Here is a 17,021-nt window from a genome sequence, read left to right as displayed (position 1 = left end):
CTCACGCGGCATTGTCGGTCTCCTCTCCGCCCTGCCGGGCAGGCGCCGGTGGGATGGGGAAGTTGCGGTTGAAGACGTTGTCCGGGTCGTACGTCGCCTTGACGGCGCGCAGCCGGCTGAGGGTGGGCTCGGGGAAGGCGTCCAGGAGCCGCTCCGGGCTCGTGTCGGACTCGAAGCTGAGGTACATGCCGTCGAGGTGCTCGTCCAGGTCCGCCCAGAGCTTGTCGAGTCGGGACCGACGCTCCGGCACGGTGGCGGCGAGCACGGAGAAGTTCTGGTCCCGGTGCGCGTACGCGGTGGTTTCCCGGGCGAGGTCGTTGACCGCTGCCCCGACGGACCGGAACTGCATGACCATCACGTCACCGGAGCCGATCATCGTCGCCATGACCTCCGCGGCCTGCGGTGTGATGTGATGCAGCAGGCCGCTGTGGCTGTCCGACAGTCCCTGGCCCCGATGCTGGTTGCCGGGCGGCGCGACGAGCGCCGGATACGGCGCGAGCTGCGCCTGCTGGTCGAGGATCGGCCCGATCTCCAGGAACGGGCTCAGCGCGGACTGCGCCGCTTCGATGTCGTCTCCGGCGTACACCAGGGTGACCTGGGCCGTCGGCGGGTCGCCGCGGCGTCCGGGGAACAGGGAGAGGAAGCTGGTCAACTCCCGCGGCGCGTCCTCGACGAGCCGACCCCAGCGACCGAGAACGTCGGCCGTGTCGCTCGCGTCGACCACGAGCCGGGCGAAGACGACCTTGTCGACCTCGTACGCCTCCAGCTCGAGCGCGGTGACGACACCGAAGTTGCCGCCCGCGCCGCGGATCGCCCAGAACAGGTCGGGGTGCTGGTGTTCGTCGACCCGGAGCAGGCTGCCGTCCGCGGTGACGATCTCGGCGGCGACGATGTGGTCGATGGTCAGGCCGTACTTGCGCACCAGGTATCCGACGCCGGCGGTGGTGGCGAGGCCGCCGACACCCACGTCGCCGTAGTCCCCCGAGCTCATCGCCAGCCCGTACGGGGCGAGCGCCTGCGCGACGTTTCCCCAGCGGGCTCCCGGCTCCAGCCGGATCCGGCGGGTGGCCCGGTCGAGCACCTCGACCTTGTCCATCGTGGACATGTCGATGACGAGTCCGCCGTCGTTCGTCGACCGTCCGCTGATGCCGTGCCCGCCGCTGCGGACGGCGAGTGGAAGCTGCTGCGTGCGCGCGTAGGCCACGGCGTCGACCACCTCGGCGGCGTTCCGGGGGCGGATCACCAGGGCCGGTGAGCCCGGCCAGCTGTAGCTGTGCCGCACCCGCTCGTACTCCGGGTCGCCGGGCTCGACGGACGTGCTGGCCAGCGACGCGGGCAGAGCGTCGTAGTCGACGCCGGGCTGGCGCTTGGCCAGGGCGACGCTCGACCGGACCCGGCCGGTCGTGGTTCCGCTGCCGGCGCGCGCCTTGGCCACGGCCTCCCGCAGCGCGGGGGCGATCTCCTGCCCGAACGCCTCGATGAGGCGTGGGTCGTCACGGCCGATCAGGAAGGTGCTGAACCCCTCCTCGAGGACCAGTGGGAGGAGCTGATCGATCCACTGCTCGGCCGGCCCTTGGAGGAAGCCACGGCTACGCGACGACACGTCGACCGTGAACAGGTTGAGCAGGCGGCGGATCTGTCGCGGGTCGCGTCCGGCGGTCACCGCCGCCTCGTCGATGAGTCGGTTGGCGGTGGCCCGGTCCGGTGACCGGAGGTACTCCAGTGTCGGCAACCAACCGTCGGCCTTCTGGCCGGTCAACGCCAGCATCCGGGGCTGGTAGGCGCCGAGCCAGATGTTGATGTCGTGCTCCGGTGCCGGGCCGCGCCGCATGCCCGGAATCGGGTAGTACTTTCCCTCGCGCTGGAGCGGTCCGGCGGGGCCGTCGTCCCAGACGCCACGCAGCACGTCGATCGCCTCGCGCAGCGCCTCGACGCCCTGCCCCGCGGTCAGCCGGCGTACGCCCATCCCCTCGATCCCGTCCCAGGAGGCACCGGCGCCGAGACCGAGTTCGAACCGGCCGTGCGACAGCCGGTCCAGGCTCACCGCGGCCCGGGCCAGGACGGCCGGCGGGCGCAGCGGCAGGTTCAGGACGTTCGCGGAGACCCGGAGCCGCTCGGTGCGGGCGGCGACCCAGCTCAGCAGAGTCCAGGTGTCCAGGAAGTCGGCGTTGTAGGGATGGTCCTGGAAGGTGGCGAGATCCAGCCCCGTCGCCTCGGTCAGCTCAGCCAACGCCACCACCCGGTCCGGGTCGTGCGCGGTCGGCGTGAGGAACGTCCCGAACAGGAGGTCGTGTCCGTAATCGGGCATTGCCGTACCCACCAATCTGCTCCTCGTCAGGTATCTGTTGATCCACAACTTATTTACCCGCCCGCACATTCCGTCCAGGGCGAGGTGTGTTGGTCACAACATGAGTTGTCGAACAAACGGTGAGCATCGGACGCGTTCGGCCGGAGGTCAGGAGCGGTTGCTCTACGCTCACCACCGGGTTCTTGCCAACCGACGAAAGATCGACTCATGGCCACCACGGACACCCCCGCCGCCATCCGCGCCTTCATCGACGCGACCAACAGCGGCGACTCAGAGGCCTTCGCCGCCGCCTTCACCGACGACGCCTACCTCAACGACTGGGGCCGCGAGTATCGGGGCCGTGACGGCGTACGCGACTGGGACGGCACGGACAACATCGGCAAGCAGTCGCACTTCGAGATCGTCGCGATCGAGCCCGGGTCCGATCCCGACAGCTACGTCGTCACCCTCACGGTGACCGGAAACGGCTACAACGGCACCGGCCCGATGACCTTCCACCTGCGCGGCAAACTCATCGCGAGCCTGCGGATCAGCTGACGGCCGCGCCACCTCGGGGCGCCCGGAACCGCGCCGACCCGCCACTCCCGTGGACGTGCGTCCACGATTGACAGCACATCGACGCGCAGCTATTTGTTAACAGAGTTTCCTGATGCTTGCGGCGCCCACGGGGTCGATCCGCCGCACGGGGGCCACCGACCCGCCGGCGGCACGCCACCCCGTCCCCGAGGAGCACCATGCTTCGCAAGAGGTCAGCCGCCTACGTCGTGGGCGCGCTGCTCGGCGGCACCGCGGCGGTCGGGTACGGCCTGCCGTCGGCCAGCGCGGCGGCCGCCGGCCCGATCACCGGCCTCGGCGGCAGGTGCGTCGACGTCGCCGGAGCCAACCCGGCCAACGGCACCGCCGTCCAGCTCTACGACTGCAACGGCAGCGCGGCCCAGACGTGGACGGTCGGCAACGCCGACAACTCGGTCCGGGCGCTGGGCAAGTGTCTGGACGTCACCGCCGCGTCGACCGCCAACGGCGCCAAGGTGCAGATGTACGACTGCAACAACACCGGCGCCCAGAAGTGGACGGCCAACAACGGCGCGCTGGTCAACACGGGCTCCGGCAAGTGCCTCGACGTCACGGATCGGAGCACCGCGAACGGCGCCCGGTTGCAGATCTGGAGCTGCTCCGGCGCCACCAACCAACGGTGGACCCTGCCCGGTGGTGGCACCCCCACCCCGACCGTCCCGGCCGGGCGCAACCTCGACGACCCGGCGAAGAAGGACGTCGCCATGCAGCTCGTCTCGGCAGCGGAGAACTCGTCGCTCGACTGGCGCGCGCAGTTCTCCTACATCGAGGACATCGGCGACGGGCGGGGCTACACCGCCGGCATCATCGGCTTCTGCTCCGGCACCGGCGACATGCTCGAACTGGTCGAGGCGTACACCCGCACCAAGCCGGGCAACGTGCTGGCCTCGTACCTGCCGGCGCTGCGCGCGGTCAACGGCACCCCCTCGCACGCCGGTCTCGACCCCAACTTCCCCCGCGACTGGCGGGCCGCGTCCACCGACACCGTCTTCCGGGCCGCGCAGGAGGCCGAGCGGGACCGGGTGTACTTCAACCCGTCGGTACGCGACGGCAAGGCCGACCAGGTCCGGGCGCTCGGCCAGTTCGCCTACTACGACGCGGCCGTCATGCACGGGTACGAGGGCATGCGGGCGATCCGCAACCGCGCACTGGCCCGGGCGAAGCCTCCGGCGCAGGGCGGCGACGAGCGCACCTGGCTCCACGCCTTCCTCGACGAGCGGGTCATCGAAATGAGGAAGGAGGCGGCCCACTCGGACACGTCCCGCGTCGACACGGCTCAGCGGGTGTTCCTCAACAACGGCAACTTCGACCTGAACACGCCACTGGTGTTCGCCGTCTACGGGGAGCAGTTCCGCATCGGCTAGGTGCCCTTGCCTTGACGTCGGCGACAAGGTTTAGCGTGGTCGTGACGGGCTGGCGGAGGGGGTCGGATGCTGATCGGTGAGCTGGCGGAACGGGCTGGCACAAGCACCCGCGCCCTGCGCTACTACGAGGCGCACGGCTTGGTACGCCCAGAGCGCTCCGCCAACGGCTACCGGGTCTACGACGAGGCGGAACTCCGGGTCGTACGGGAGATCCGGGCGCTGCTCGACGTCGGCTTCGGCCTCGACGACGTCCGTCCGTTCGTCGCCTGTCTTCGGGCTGGCAACGCGTCCGGCGGCGTCTGCCCGGACTCGGTGGTGGTGCTGCGACGCAAGCTCACCGAGGTCGACGCCTACCTCGACCAGCTCGGCGCGGTCCGCCAGCAGTTCCACACCCAGCTCACCCACGCCATCGCGCACCGGGAGGAAACATGCCCCAGGAAACGACAGTCGGCTCACTAGTCACCGTCACCGACGACACGTTCGCCGAGCTGGTGCTGGCCAGCGATCGACCCGTGGTGGTCGACTTCTGGGCGGAGTGGTGCCCGCCCTGCAGGGCGATCGAGAAAAGCCTGGCCGAGCTGGCCGGGGAGTTCGGCGAGCGGATGGTCGTGGCCAAGCTCAACTCCGACGAGAACCCGGAGGCCACCCGGCGCTACGGCGTCATGTCCCTGCCGACGCTGCTGGTGTTCCGCCAGGGCGAGGTCGTCGGCTCGACCGTGGGGTCCAGGCCGAAGACACACCTCCGGCAGATCCTGACCACACAGGCCGACCTGTGAGGGTCAGCGGCGGCTGAGCTCCGCCTCGAGTCGCTGGATGAGCGTCTTGCGGGCTTTTCCATCGCGCTCCCGCCGCAGGGCCGACTTGAGCTGTCGCGTGTCGAGGCCACGGACCAGCTTGACGGCCTCGGCGACCGACATCTCCGGCATCCGTCCGGCCGTCGTGGCGTCCCGGCGGGCCCGACTGGCCGGCCCCGTGTTGGCCACGAACTGTCTGCCGGTTCGCGACGCCTTCCGTTTCTTGGTGTCGGTGGCGCGCTTCTCGTCCTCCGACAGCTCCTCCCAGGCCTTCTTCGGCAGGTAGCGACTGGTTGTGTCGCCGTGCCGGGCCCGGGTGTCGCCCTCCCTGGTCTGCCAGTCCTCCGCGCCCCACCGTTGCAGGGACTTCTGCCGCTCGTCCTTGGGGCCCAGGAATCCCCCGCCGCGCCTCTTGTACTCCTGGGTGACCAGTTGTGACTTCCGCGCCGACCACTGTCCCGGTCTGCCACCCTTGTCGGAGGACTTGATCTCTTCCTTGATCTGCTCTCTGAGCTCGGGCTTCGTGTACCGCGCCATGGATCGCAGCTACCCGGGACCACACCGTCCATGCCTCCCGCGCGGCGGCTTGACCTCAACCTCACACGAGGTTCTAGCCTTCTTCGCGGAGGTACGGCATGAGCATGGAAGTTACCGCGTGGACGTCCCTGCACCACGCGATGAACGCGCAGGACGAACGACCACTGTCCCGGGCGACCCTGAAGCGCATCGCGCGGTTCGCGCGGCCGCACCGAGCTTTGATCATCAGGTTCCTGCTGTTGAGTGTGGTGACAGCGGCCCTCACGGTGGCGGCACCGGTCCTCGCCGGACGGGTCGTGGACGCGATCGTCGACGGCGCCGACAGCGGCATCGTGATCCGGTTGGCCGTGCTGATCGCCGTGATCGCCCTGGCCGAAGCCGGCCTGGGCCTGGTGACGCGGTTCCTGTCCGCCAGCATCGGCGAGGGGCTGATCGTCCAGCTGCGGACAGCCGTCTTCGATCACGTCCAGCGCATGCCGGTGGCGTTCTTCACCCGGACCCGCACCGGTGCGCTGGTCAGCCGTCTGAACAACGACGTGATCGGCGCGCAGCGGGCCTTCAGCAACACCCTGTCGGGTGTGGTCGGCAACGCCGTGACACTGCTCCTGACGCTGGCGGTGATGCTCAGCTTCTCGTGGCAGATCACGCTGCTGGCGCTCGTCCTGCTGCCCATCTTCGTCCTCCCGGCCCGGCGGATGGGTTCGCGGCTCGCCCGGTTGCAGCGCGAGGCGGCGGAGCACAACGCGGCCATGAGCACCCGGATGACCGAGCGCTTCTCGGCACCCGGCGCGACACTGGTCAAGCTGTACGGACGTCCGGCCGAGGAGTCGGCCGAGTTCGCGGCGCGGGCGCGGCGGGTGCGCGACATCGGCATCCGTGCCGCCATGCTCCAGTGGGTCTTCATCACCGCGCTCACCGTTGTCGGCTCGTTGGCGCTGGCACTGGTCTACGGGCTGGGGGGTCTCTACGCCCTTCGGGGCAGCCTCGACGCCGGCACCGTGGTCGCGCTCGCGCTGCTGCTGTCGCGCCTCTACGCGCCGTTGACGTCGCTGGCCAGCGCCCGGGTCGAGGTGATGAGCGCCCTGGTGAGCTTCGAGCGGGTGTTCGAGATCCTCGATCTCAAGCCGCTGATCCTCGACAGGTCCGACGCCCGGCCGCTCCCGGACGGGCCGGTCGCGGTCGAATTCGACGCGGTACGGTTCGGCTACCCCTCGGCCGACAAGGTGTCCCTCGCCTCCCTTGAGGACGTGACGAAGCTCGATACGCGCGGCGGTGAGGAGGTGCTGCACGGCGTGTCGTTCCGCGCCGAAGCGGGGCAGATGGTGGCCCTCGTCGGCTCCTCCGGAGCGGGCAAGTCGACGATCGCCCAACTCGTGCCGCGCCTGTACGACGTCGAGGGTGGCACGGTGAAGCTCGGCGACGTCGACGTACGCGACCTGTCGGCCGAGTCGATCCGAACGGCACTCGGCGTGGTGACCCAGGACGGGCACCTGTTCCACGAGAGCATCCGCGCCAACCTGGTTTTCGCCCGGCCGGATGCGACCGAGGAGGAGATGTGGGAGGTACTGGGACGGGCCCGGCTCGACACCCTGATCCGCTCACTTCCGGATGGGCTCGACACCGTCGTCGGTGAACGGGGGTACCGCCTGTCGGGCGGGGAACGGCAACGCCTCACCATCGCGCGGCTACTGCTGGCCCGTCCCCGTGTGGTCATCCTCGACGAGGCCACGGCGCATCTGGACTCCACGTCGGAAGCCGCCGTACAGGACGCCCTCGCCGAGGCCCTGACCGGCCGGACCAGTGTGGTCATCGCGCACCGGCTGTCCACCATCCGTGCGGCCGACCAGATCCTCGTCGTCGAGGACGGACGCATCGTGGAACGCGGGCGCCACAGCGAGCTGCTCGCCGCCGGTGGCCGGTACCAGGACCTGTACCGCACCCAGTTCGACCAGGACGGGCCGGCGGCCCAGGAGGAGCGCGTCGCGGCCGTCTGAGAAATGCCTTCGTACCGCCGCCCGCCACGGTGCGTCCGTAGCGGGCGGCGGGAACCCGGCGTCAGTCGTCGTCGCCGGCCCTGTCGTCATCGTCATCGTCGTTCCGGTCGTCGCCGTCGTCGTCACCCTCGTCGACGGACTCCTGTTCGGCCTTGACCACCGTGCCGTTGTCCCGGTCGACGTCCACCTCGTGCTCGATGTCGCCGGCGATGATCTCGACGCTCCAGACTGGTCGGCCGTGCTCCTGCTCGGCCTCCACCTCGGTGATCCGGCCGCCGCCGGCCCTGGCGAGCGCGATCTCGCCGGCGCGCTGCTCGTTGACCGCCGCGCCCGCCGGCGAACCACCTCCCGACGGCGTACCGCTGGTGCTCGGCGCGGCGGTCGTACCGCTGGTGCTCGGCGCGGCGGTCGTGCCGCTGGTACCCGGCGCGGGCGTCGTGCCGCGGGTGGCGCTGTCGTCCGGCGCGTCCGTGGCCGTCGGACCGACGGTGGCGGCGGCGAGTGTCGTGCCGCTGGCCCGTGGGTCGCCGGCGGCGCTCACGCCGACGGCGACCCCGGCCACGGCCAGCACCGCCGCTCCGCCGACCGACGCCAGGAGCAGAGAGCTGCGCTTCATCGTGATGCCCACCTTTCCTCGGTTGTCGACTTCGAGGATCGGTTGGATCGGGATAGCGCCGCGCTGTCCGGACGCTAAGGCCGGGTTAAGCCGTTCCCGGCGGGCCTGGGCCCGCCGTCCACCGCTGGTCGCCCGGGCGTCGGCGGCCCGAGCCGGAGCAGCACCTGCGCCCCGCCCTCCGGACCGGTACGCAGCTCCAGCCGACCGCCGCCGGCCTGCGCGGCACGGCGGGCGATGTCTAGGCCGAGGCCGGTCGACCCGGCCGGGCTGGCACCCCGCCGCACCGCCCCGGCCGGCATCCCCGGGCCATCGTCGGTGATCGTGAGCAGCGCCTGGCCCTCTTCCCAGGCGAGCCGGACGGCGAACGGCGTGCCGTCGGGGGTGTGCGCGAAGACGTTGCCGAGCAGGGCGTCCACGGCCGCCGCCAGATCGTCGGCGGGCACACCGACCGGAAGCGGGCCGGGCGCCAGGTCGAGGGTGACGGTCCGGCCGGTGTCCTCGGCCAGCACCGACCAGAACGCGACCCGGTCGGCGACGATCGTCGCGGCGTCCGAGGTGGCCGCTCCCGTCGCCGGTGACCGGCGCCAGCGGGCCTGCCGGATCAGGCCGGTGACCGCCCGTTCCAGCCCGTCGGCGGCGGCGGTGATCCGTGCCGCGTCGTCCGGGTCGCGCAGCGACTCCGCCTCCAGCCGCAGCGCCGTCAGCGGCGTCCGCAGCCGGTGCGACAGGTCGGCGACCTGCTCGCGCTCCTGGAGCAGGAGCACCTGGATCCGCCCGGCCAGGTGGTTGAGGGCCCCGGCCACCTCACGCAGCTCCGCCGGGCCGGCCGGCACAACCCGGGCGTCCAGCTCGGCGTTCGCGAGCCGGTGGGACACGGCGGAGAGGTCGCTGATCGGCCGGACCAGGGTGCGCGCCAGCCGGTCGGCGACCACCAGCCCGATCACCACCAGCACCACTCCGAGCAGGGCCAGCACCAGCCAGGCCCGGGTCACCCCGGCGGTCAACTCGTGCGGGGGCACCAGGATCCGGATCACTCCGGTGCCGTCGGCCCGGCCCTGCACCGCGATGACCACCTCCCGGCCGGCCGCCGACTCCCCCGTGAGGCTCTGCCCGCGCGCGGCCAGGGCCACCGCGGGCGTACGGGGCACCGGGGCGCCGAGCACCGTGCCGTCCGGCAGGAAGACGCTCACCGGTCGACCGGACTCCGCGGCGAGCTGCTCGACGGTGAGCCGGATGGTCGCCGCGTCGGCGGTGCCGACCACCGGTACCAGGCTCTGCGCGTCAGCGGTGGCCCGGACCGTGGCCCGGTCCTCGGCGACGGTGCGGACCAGCAGCGCCAGCGGCACGAGGAACGCGATCAGGGTGAGGACGCTGACCGCGGCGACCAGCAGCGCGAGCCGGGCCCTCACCGCTGTGCCCCCGGTGCCTCCAGCCGCACCCCGACGCCGCGCACGGTGTGCAGGTAGCGGGGTTCCAGAGCGCTCTCACCCAACTTGCGGCGCAACCAGGACAGGTGCACGTCGACGGTCTTGTCGGCGCCGCCGTACGGGATCTGCCAGACCTCGGTGAGCAGCTCGCGCTTGGTGACCACCTGACCCGGCCGGCCGGCGAGGTGGTGCAGCAGATCGAACTCGCGGGGCGTCAGCTCGACCGTCGTGCCGTCCAGGGTGACCTGTCGGGCCCGGGGGTCGATCCGCAGCCCGCCGACGGTGAGTGCAGGGTCCTGCGCGCCGGCGCCGGAGGTGCCCCGCCGGAGCACGGCCCGCGCGCGGGCGTCGAGCTGGGCCGCGGTGAACGGCTTGACCACGTAGTCGTCGGCCCCCGCGTCGAGGACCCGGACGATTTCGGCCTCGTCGTCGCGGGCGGTGGCCACGATGACCGGCACCGAGCTGACCGCCCGCAGCATCCGCAGCAGCTCACGGCCGTCCAGGTCGGGCAGCCCCAGGTCGAGCACGACGAGGTCGGGCCGGTCGTCCAGCGCGTCGCGGAGCCCGGCCATCGCGGTCGAGGCGGCGGCCACCGCGTGGCCGCGTTCCCGCAACGCCCGGATCAGCGGTGTACGGATCGTCAGGTCGTCCTCGATGAGCAGCAGGCGGGCCACAGCTGGCAGGCTAGCCGCTGCGGCGGGGAGCGAGGCGCACGTTAACCGTGCCTTAGCCTCCGGATATGCCGACGACAACGATGGATCGGGGATAGTCGGGTGATGGGCCGTCGTCCGATCCTCGTCGCCACCGGGTGGGTGGCCACCGCCGCCGTGGCCACCCTGATCGGGTTGGGCGCGATCCGGCTGGTGGGCGAGAGCATCACCGGCACCCCGGGCGGGATACGCAGCGAGGCGGACATCGAACGCGCGCTCGCCTCGCCGGAGCCGGCGCCCGCCGGCACGACGGGCGCCTCACCGACCACGGCGAGCGCGGCGCCGACCGCGAGCTCCGGGGTCCGTCGGGGTTTCGCCACCGCGGGCGGCACGGCCGTGGCCGAGTGCGGCGCCGACGGGGTACGCCTCGTCTCCTGGGCTCCTGCCCAGGGCTACCGGGTCCGCGACGTGGATCGGGGGCCGGACGACGACGTCGAGGTCAAGTTCGAGGGGTCGGCCGGCGAGTACGAGCTGAAGGTGCGCTGCATCGGCTCGGAGCCGGTGGCCGTCGCCGACGACTAGCCCGCTGGCCGCTCACGATCCGCGGCCCTGCCGATGGCGACCATGCGCAGCGTCTCCTCCCGGCGACGGACGAGCAGGGCCCCGGCCAGGAACGTCACCGGTGGGACGAGAACCAGCATCGCCCACTGCACGGGCACCAGGCCAATGGTGTGTCCCATGTGCATCGTGGAGGTGGCCCAGCCGGCGAGGGCACTGTCGATCACGAGGGCGAGCGCGGCCACCGGCAGGAGCATGACGACGATCCGCCGACGTACCCCGGGGTCGAGCGTGGCCAGCGCGACCAGCATGGCCAGCGCGGCGGCCACCAGACCGGCGACGTAGAGCCAGAGGACCAGCTCACTGCTGGCCTCAAGGCCGTAGAAGATTTGGTAACTGACCCCGCCGTCAGGGTCGAACCCGGGCCTGTTCACCCGGTTGACCTCCAGCAGCGCGACCGCGGTGGCCGGCGCGAGCAGCAGCGCCACCAACCGGCGTACGCCCAGCAGCGCGAGCAGCCGGTGCCGCGGAGCCGGCACCGTCAGTGCGGCGGCCGCCACCACGGCGAGCGCGAACTGCGGCAGGGTGTCCACCACGTACGTCAGGTTGTCGCCGGCCTGCGGGGCGACCAGCGCGCCCCAGCCGATCACGCCGGCCCAGGCCAGACCGGCGGCCACCCAGCGCCACCCGGCCAGAGCGGCCGCGCAGACGCCCGCCCAGCCGGCCACGCGCAGCCAGTCGACGAGGTCGGGGCCTCCCGGCCCGAATCCCGGCGGCAGACCCGGGTTCCGGATGAGCTGGTCGAGCAGCGACTTCCCGGCGAGGGCGAGCAGAACGAGGCCGACCAGCAGGCCGGTCACCGCCGCCGCGTCCGCCCAGGTCGACTCGGTGAACCCCCGTGCGCTCACCCGCAGCCGGGCCCGCAGCCCGGCACCGACCAGATTCAGCACGTCACCGGCGACGGGTCGCCGCTGGCCCGGCCGCGCGCCGGCGACGAGCACGGCCAGCATCTCGTCCTCGTACGCCCGGCGGTGCTCCCACGGGTAGACGGCCAGCAGCCGCCGGTAGCGGCGCTCCAGGTCGTCGCTGCTCACGCCGCACCCCCGTCGGTCAGCAGGCCGCCGCGGCGCAGCCGTACGCGAGCCGCGTCGGCGTTGTGCCGCAGGCGGGCCGCCTCCTCGGCGAGTCGACGCGCGCCGAGGGCGGTGAGTCGGTAGTAGCGGCGCAACCGCGACTGCACCACCTCCTCGCGCTCGACCTCGATGAGGCCGTCGGCGCGGAGCCGGTCGAGAACGGCGTAGAGGGTGCCCGCGCGAAGGCGCACCCGGCCGTCGGAGATGCGCAGCACGTCCTCGATGACGGCATAGCCGTGCCTGGGTGCCTCGGCCAACGCGGTGAGCACCAGGAACGTCGGCTCCCGAAGTGGACTCTCGGTCATACCGAAAAGCATATACCGATAGCCGGCATATGCAATGGAAGTCCAACACGGACGTGGCCAGCACGGGTTTCCCCGTGCCGGCCACGTCATCGGTGATGGTTCAGCTCGCGTACGCCTCCAGCTCCCAGAGCGAGTGGCCCCACGGCGTGCCCCGGGCGGTGCCGTAGATCCGCAGGTAGCGACCGTTGGCGCCGAGCGCGGTGTGCTCGTCCACACCGCCGTCGGCGCCGGTCACCGTCTTCACGGTGGTCCAGGTGGTGCCGTCGTTCGAGGTCTGGATGACGTACGCGCTGCTGTACGCCGCCTCCCAGCTCAGCTTCACCCGGCCGATCGCGGTCGGGCTGCCGAGGTCGACCCGGATCCACTGCGGGTCGGAGAACGCGCTCGACCACCGGGTGGTGAGGCTGCCGTCCACCGCCTGGGCGCCGGACACGTCGGCCCCCTCGTTGCTGGACGTCAGAGTCGGCTTGTTCAACAGCAGGTTGGGGCCGGGGCCGGTCGGGCCGCCGGTGCCGCCGTACACCTCGAACTCGAACAGCGAGTAGCCCCAGGCGGTGCCCCGGGTGGTGCCGGTGAGCCGGATGTACCGGCCGGAGCCGGTGAGCCCGGTCAGGTCGTCCACCCCGCCGTCACCGCCGGTCACCGTCCGGATCGTGGTGAAGTTGACCCCGTCCGGTGAGGTCTGGATCTGGTATCCACTGCCGTACGCCGCCTCCCAGGTCAGCTTGACCCGGTTGATGCTGCAGCTCGCGCCCAGGTCGACGTCGATCCACTGCGGGTCGCTGAACGCGCTGCCCCAACGGGTGCCGAGCGCCCCGTCGAACGCGTTGGCCGCGACGTAGGCGCCCTCGAAACTGGATGCCCGCGCCGGCTTGCCCCGGGCCAGGTTGGCCCCCGGCTCGGGGTCCGGGTCGGGTCCGGGACCGCCGGGGCTGGTGGAGAGGGTGAACTCGTCGACGTCATACATCCCGCCGCCGCCCTTGAACACCAGGAACAGGGTGCGCGTACCGGTCGGGGCGGTGACCCCGCCGGTGAACGAGGCGAACGTGCCGTGCCCGCCGGTGGGTGTCACGGTGGTCGAGCCGACCAGCGGCCCGGTGGGCGAGTCGACCCGTAGCTCCAGCGTGCCGCCGGCACCGGCCGGGGCTCCTGCCCGGACGCTGAACGACTGGACGCCGGTCAGGTTGTACGGGCGGAACGAGATCCAGTCGTTGTTGTCGATGTACCCGACCGCGGCGCCACCGTGGGCCGCACCCGGCGCGACGACCTGGACGCCGGACGAGTCACCGAAGTGCTCGGCCTGCCGTACCCGTGGCTGCAGGACCGCCTGGGTGTGCGTGGTCAGCGGCGGCTGGCCGCCCCCGCCCAGGTCGGTGTACTCGGCGTCGATGATGCCGAAGATGTTCGCCGCGGTGTCGTGCTCGCCGTCGGCCGAGGTCTGGATGACCCCGGTGCAGCCCTGCACACTGCTGAGCTGGTGGCCGTGCGAGTCGTGACCGAGGACGTAGTTCACCTTCACCCGGGCGCAGTCGATCGCACCGTCCTGCGCGTCGGTGACGGTGACGGTGAACGGCACGGCGTCCCCGAAGGCGAACGTCCGCCCGTTCAACGGGGTGTTCACGGTGACCACCGGCGCGCTGTTGCCGACCGTGATGACCACGCTCGCGGTGGCCGTCTTGCCGGTGGTGTCCCGGACCGTCAACGTCGGGCTGCGGGTCCCGTTCGTGGTGTACGTGAAGCTCGGGTTCGCCGCCGTCGAGTCGGTGGTGCCGTTGTTGTCGAAGTCCCAGGCGTAGGTGAACGGGTCACCGTCCGGGTCGAGGGTGCCGGCCGAGGAGAAGGCCACGGTCAACGGCGCCGTACCGCTGGTCGGGGTGGCCGAGACCACCGGACGTGGCGCCCTGCCCGTGCGGGCGTACTCGATCCGGTAGAGCGCCGAGTTGGCGTCGCCGTTGAACCAGCCGGTGCCGTAGTCGAGCACGTAGAGCGCGCCGTCCGGGCCGAACTCCATGTCCATGACCTGGTTGCCGGTCCACGGGAACGGATTGATCTTCAACGGTTGGCCGGCCGGGTCGAGCTTGATGTTCTTGATCCAGCGACGGCCGAACTCACCGGCGAAGTAGGTCCCGTCGTAGTACGCCGGGAACGCCACGTCGGAGGGGTTGTTCGGGTTGTACCGGTATACCGGGCCACCCATCGGGGACAGCCCGCCCCCGGTGAACTCCGGCGGGGAGCCGGAGCCGCCGTAGGGCAGCCACGCCGGGACCGCCGGCGGCAGCTGGGTGACGCCGGTGTTGTTGGGCGAGTTGTTCACCGGTCCGCCCGCGCAGTCGAACTTCGGCCCGGACGGGCCGGACGGGAAGGTGTAGTCGTTGTAGGCGTCGTTCCGGGCCGTGCAGTACGGCCAGCCGTAGAACCCGGGCCGGTCGATCCGGGCGAACTCCACGTTGCCCGCCGGCCCTCGGTTCGGGTCGGCGGTGCCCGCGTCCGGACCGTAGTCACCGAGGTAGACGATGCCGGTGGCCCTGTCCACGCTCATCCGGAACGGGTTGCGGAAGCCCATCGCGTAGATCTCCGGACGGGTCCGTGCGGTGCCCGGGGCGAACATGTTGCCGGCCGGGATGGTGTACCCGCCCGCCGCGCCGGGCTTGATCCGGAGGACCTTGCCGCGCAGGTCGTTGCTGTTCGCCGAGGTGCGCTGCGCGTCGAAGGCCGGGTTACGGCCGGCCCGCTCGTCGATCGGGGTGAACCCGGCCGAGTCGAACGGGTTGGTGTCGTCGCCGGTGGACAGGTACAGGTTGCCGGCCGCGTCGAAGTCCATGTCACCGCCGACGTGACAGCACATGCCCCGGCTCGTCGGCACGTTCAGGATCAGCGTCTCGCTTGCCAGGTTGAGGGTGTTGTCCGCGTTGACCGTGAACCGGGTCAGCCGGTTGACGCCGTCCCAGCGGGCGAAGTCGGCCGGGGTGCCGGTGGCCGGTGCGCCGCCAACGGGGGTGTCCAGTGGTGGCGCGTAGTACGCGTACACCCAGCGGTTGGTGGCGAAGTTCGGGTCGGCCTTGATGCCCTGCAGGCCCTCCTCGTCCCCGGTGTAGACCGGCAGGGTGGCGGCGACCTTGGTGTTGCCCGCCGCGTCGGTGTGCCGGATCACGCCGTTGCGCGAGGTGTGCAGCACACCCCGGTCGGGCAGGACGGTCAGGCTCATCGGCTCGCCGGTCTCGGCCGCGCCCTTGGCCAGCTCCACCTGCTGGAAGCTGCTGGTGACGGTGGCGCCGCAGTCCGCGCCGACCGTCCCGGACGCCGTCATGATGCCGCCGAGCAGGTGCTGACGGAAGTTCGCGTCGGTGTACGACGCGTCGGTGTGGCCGAGGCCGGTGTACCAGGACCGCCCTCCGGAGTAGTTCTGGCACCAGGAGATCGGGTGGTCGGGGCCCATGCTCCCGCCGCTGTAGGTGCTCTCGTCCAGGGTCGCCAGCACGTGCACGTTGCCGCGTGGGTTGGCGCGGTAGTTGTACAGCTCGTCGAACCGGCTCCACCGCTGCGGCAGCGTCGCGGTGGACGGGTGCACCTGGTCGGCGACCTTGACGGTGGCGGTCTGCTCGGCCGGGTGCGAGGCGAAGTACGCCCCGACCAGCCCGCCGTACCAGGGCCAGTCGTACTCGGTGTCGGAGGCGGCGTGCACACCCACGTACCCACCGCCGCCCTGGATGTAGCGCTCGAACGCGGCTTGCTGGGCGGCGTTGAGCACATCGCCGGTGGTGGACAGCCAGATCACCGCGGCGAACCGGTCCAGGTTGGCGTCGGTGAACTGGGCCGCGTCCTCGGTGGTCTCGACGGTGAACCCGTTGGCGGCGCCGAGCTGCTGGATGGCGGTGATGCCCGGGGTGATGGAGCCGTGCCGGAATCCGGCGGTCTTGGTGAACACCAGCACGGTGAACGGTGCGGCGCTGGCCACGGGTGGCACGGCCGCGATGCCGCCCACGACGAGGATCGCGCTCAGCACGGCGCCGAGCCACGATCTCAGGGATCTGCGCACGGTAGGTCCTTTCCCGGTGCGGGGGGCGTGCGCCGATCACGCCTGGGTGGTGGGCAGGGTGGTGCCGAGCCTGGTTGCGGTCGCCGGAGGTGCCGTTCGCCGCCACGAGCGCGACACATGTAAATGCATCGTTGCGGCTGGGTCACCGGCGCGTCAAGCGCTCTCCCACCATTCGTGAGAGCGTTATCTCCGCACGTCAGCCGCGACTCCAGCAGGCGAGATCAGATTACGGTTTTTCATCCGGGCGTCCGCCCGGACTCAGATCCTCGGGCTGGCGGCGCGTAGCCTGGGCGGATGGCGATTCTGCGCTTCGCGAGGGGTCTCGGTGGCTGACGCGGACGATGTTCGCCGTCTGGCGCTGGCCCTGCCGCAGGCGGTCGAGATCGACAGCGAGGGCTTCGACTTCCGCGTGGGTGGCAGGGGTTTCGTCTGGTCCTACCCGGAGCGCAGTCCGGGCAAGCCGCGCCAGATCCGAACCGATGTCGCGGTGGTGTTCGTCGGCGACGAGGCCGAGAAGCAGGCTCTGCTGCTCGGGGAGCCCGACCTCTTCTTCACCACGCCCGGCTACGACGGCCTGCCACTGGTGATGCTGCGCCTGGCGGAGGTGGGCGTCGATCGCCTGACGGAGCTCGTGACCGACGCGTGGCGGATGCGTGCGCCGCAGGCGCTCCTCGACGACCTCGGGGAAGGAAGCCTTCGCCTGGGCTGATCCGTCCGCCCCGGCGA

The 17,021-nt window shown here is 71.4% G+C and carries 15 protein-coding genes; 7 read left to right on the top strand and 8 right to left on the bottom strand.

Features of this window, described 5'->3' with window-relative positions:
- Position 1: 1 nt before the first annotated feature.
- Entirely contained in the window at positions 2-2,308 is a 2,307-nt protein-coding gene (locus tag ACWD6N_RS18285; RefSeq protein ID WP_354966085.1) for an LLM class flavin-dependent oxidoreductase, read from the bottom strand.
- A 207-nt stretch (positions 2,309-2,515) separates the two neighbouring features.
- Between ACWD6N_RS18285 and ACWD6N_RS18280 the strand changes: the two genes are divergently transcribed.
- From ACWD6N_RS18280 to trxA, 4 genes are all read left to right on the top strand, one after another.
- Positions 2,516-2,845 (top strand): nuclear transport factor 2 family protein, encoded by a 330-nt coding sequence (locus ACWD6N_RS18280; RefSeq protein WP_354966086.1) that lies wholly within the window; start codon positions 2,516-2,518, stop codon positions 2,843-2,845.
- A gap of 197 nt (positions 2,846-3,042) precedes the next feature.
- Entirely contained in the window at positions 3,043-4,245 is a 1,203-nt protein-coding gene (locus tag ACWD6N_RS18275) for a chitosanase (RefSeq protein ID WP_354966087.1), read from the top strand.
- Between the two features lie 66 nt (positions 4,246-4,311).
- The gene (locus tag ACWD6N_RS18270; RefSeq protein WP_450004991.1) at positions 4,312-4,704 is read left to right on the top strand and encodes a MerR family transcriptional regulator; all 393 of its coding nucleotides are present in this window, start codon (positions 4,312-4,314) and stop codon (positions 4,702-4,704) included.
- Entirely contained in the window at positions 4,674-5,021 is a 348-nt protein-coding gene (trxA, locus tag ACWD6N_RS18265; RefSeq protein ID WP_354966089.1) for a thioredoxin, read from the top strand. Before ACWD6N_RS18270 ends, trxA begins: the two co-directional genes overlap by 31 nt.
- Before the next feature lie 3 nt (positions 5,022-5,024).
- On the opposite strand, the gene ACWD6N_RS18260 is transcribed toward trxA, so the two are convergent.
- A complete protein-coding gene (locus tag ACWD6N_RS18260; protein ID WP_354966090.1) occupies positions 5,025-5,576 on the bottom strand; it encodes a DUF5872 domain-containing protein in 552 nt (183 codons plus the stop codon).
- Between the two features lie 98 nt (positions 5,577-5,674).
- Between ACWD6N_RS18260 and ACWD6N_RS18255 the strand changes: the two genes are divergently transcribed.
- Entirely contained in the window at positions 5,675-7,570 is a 1,896-nt protein-coding gene (locus tag ACWD6N_RS18255; RefSeq protein ID WP_450004990.1) for an ABC transporter ATP-binding protein, read from the top strand.
- A 61-nt stretch (positions 7,571-7,631) separates the two neighbouring features.
- Here the strand turns inward: ACWD6N_RS18255 and ACWD6N_RS18250 are convergent, their stop codons facing one another.
- The 3 genes from ACWD6N_RS18250 to ACWD6N_RS18240 form a co-directional block, all read right to left on the bottom strand.
- Positions 7,632-8,186, bottom strand: a complete 555-nt coding sequence (locus tag ACWD6N_RS18250; RefSeq protein WP_387327055.1) for a PepSY domain-containing protein — start codon at positions 8,184-8,186, stop codon at positions 7,632-7,634.
- Positions 8,187-8,260: 74 nt separating this feature from the next.
- The gene (locus ACWD6N_RS18245) at positions 8,261-9,595 is read right to left on the bottom strand and encodes an ATP-binding protein (RefSeq protein WP_450004989.1); all 1,335 of its coding nucleotides are present in this window, start codon (positions 9,593-9,595) and stop codon (positions 8,261-8,263) included.
- On the bottom strand, positions 9,592-10,287 hold the full coding sequence (locus ACWD6N_RS18240; protein WP_354966094.1) for a response regulator transcription factor: 696 nt from the start codon (positions 10,285-10,287) through the stop codon (positions 9,592-9,594). The genes ACWD6N_RS18245 and ACWD6N_RS18240 overlap by 4 nt, the downstream gene beginning before the upstream one ends.
- A 102-nt stretch (positions 10,288-10,389) precedes the next feature.
- On the opposite strand from ACWD6N_RS18240, the gene ACWD6N_RS18235 reads away from it, so the two are divergent.
- Positions 10,390-10,845, top strand: coding sequence for a septum formation initiator (locus ACWD6N_RS18235; protein ID WP_354966095.1), 456 nt, complete (start codon positions 10,390-10,392; stop codon positions 10,843-10,845).
- On the opposite strand, the gene ACWD6N_RS18230 is transcribed toward ACWD6N_RS18235, so the two are convergent.
- The 3 genes from ACWD6N_RS18230 to ACWD6N_RS18220 all read right to left on the bottom strand — a co-directional run bounded on the left by ACWD6N_RS18230 (position 10,842) and on the right by ACWD6N_RS18220 (position 16,295).
- Positions 10,842-11,915, bottom strand: coding sequence for a hypothetical protein (locus ACWD6N_RS18230; protein ID WP_354966096.1), 1,074 nt, complete (start codon positions 11,913-11,915; stop codon positions 10,842-10,844). The two genes, ACWD6N_RS18235 and ACWD6N_RS18230, sit on opposite strands and share 4 nt — an antisense overlap.
- A complete protein-coding gene (locus tag ACWD6N_RS18225) occupies positions 11,912-12,259 on the bottom strand; it encodes a PadR family transcriptional regulator (RefSeq protein WP_354966097.1) in 348 nt (115 codons plus the stop codon). The genes ACWD6N_RS18230 and ACWD6N_RS18225 overlap by 4 nt, the downstream gene beginning before the upstream one ends.
- Positions 12,260-12,359: 100 nt before the next feature.
- Positions 12,360-16,295: a ThuA domain-containing protein gene (locus ACWD6N_RS18220; RefSeq protein WP_354966098.1), complete on the bottom strand. Its 3,936-nt coding sequence runs from the start codon at positions 16,293-16,295 to the stop codon at positions 12,360-12,362.
- A 325-nt stretch (positions 16,296-16,620) separates the two neighbouring features.
- Here ACWD6N_RS18220 and ACWD6N_RS18215 point away from each other — a divergent pair, with 325 nt between their 5' ends.
- Positions 16,621-17,004: an MmcQ/YjbR family DNA-binding protein gene (locus ACWD6N_RS18215; RefSeq protein WP_354966099.1), complete on the top strand. Its 384-nt coding sequence runs from the start codon at positions 16,621-16,623 to the stop codon at positions 17,002-17,004.
- The last annotated feature ends 17 nt before the right edge of the window (positions 17,005-17,021 follow it).

Source organism: Micromonospora sp. NPDC005163 (assembly GCF_053599835.1).
This window is presented reverse-complemented; position numbering and strand designations above follow the sequence as displayed.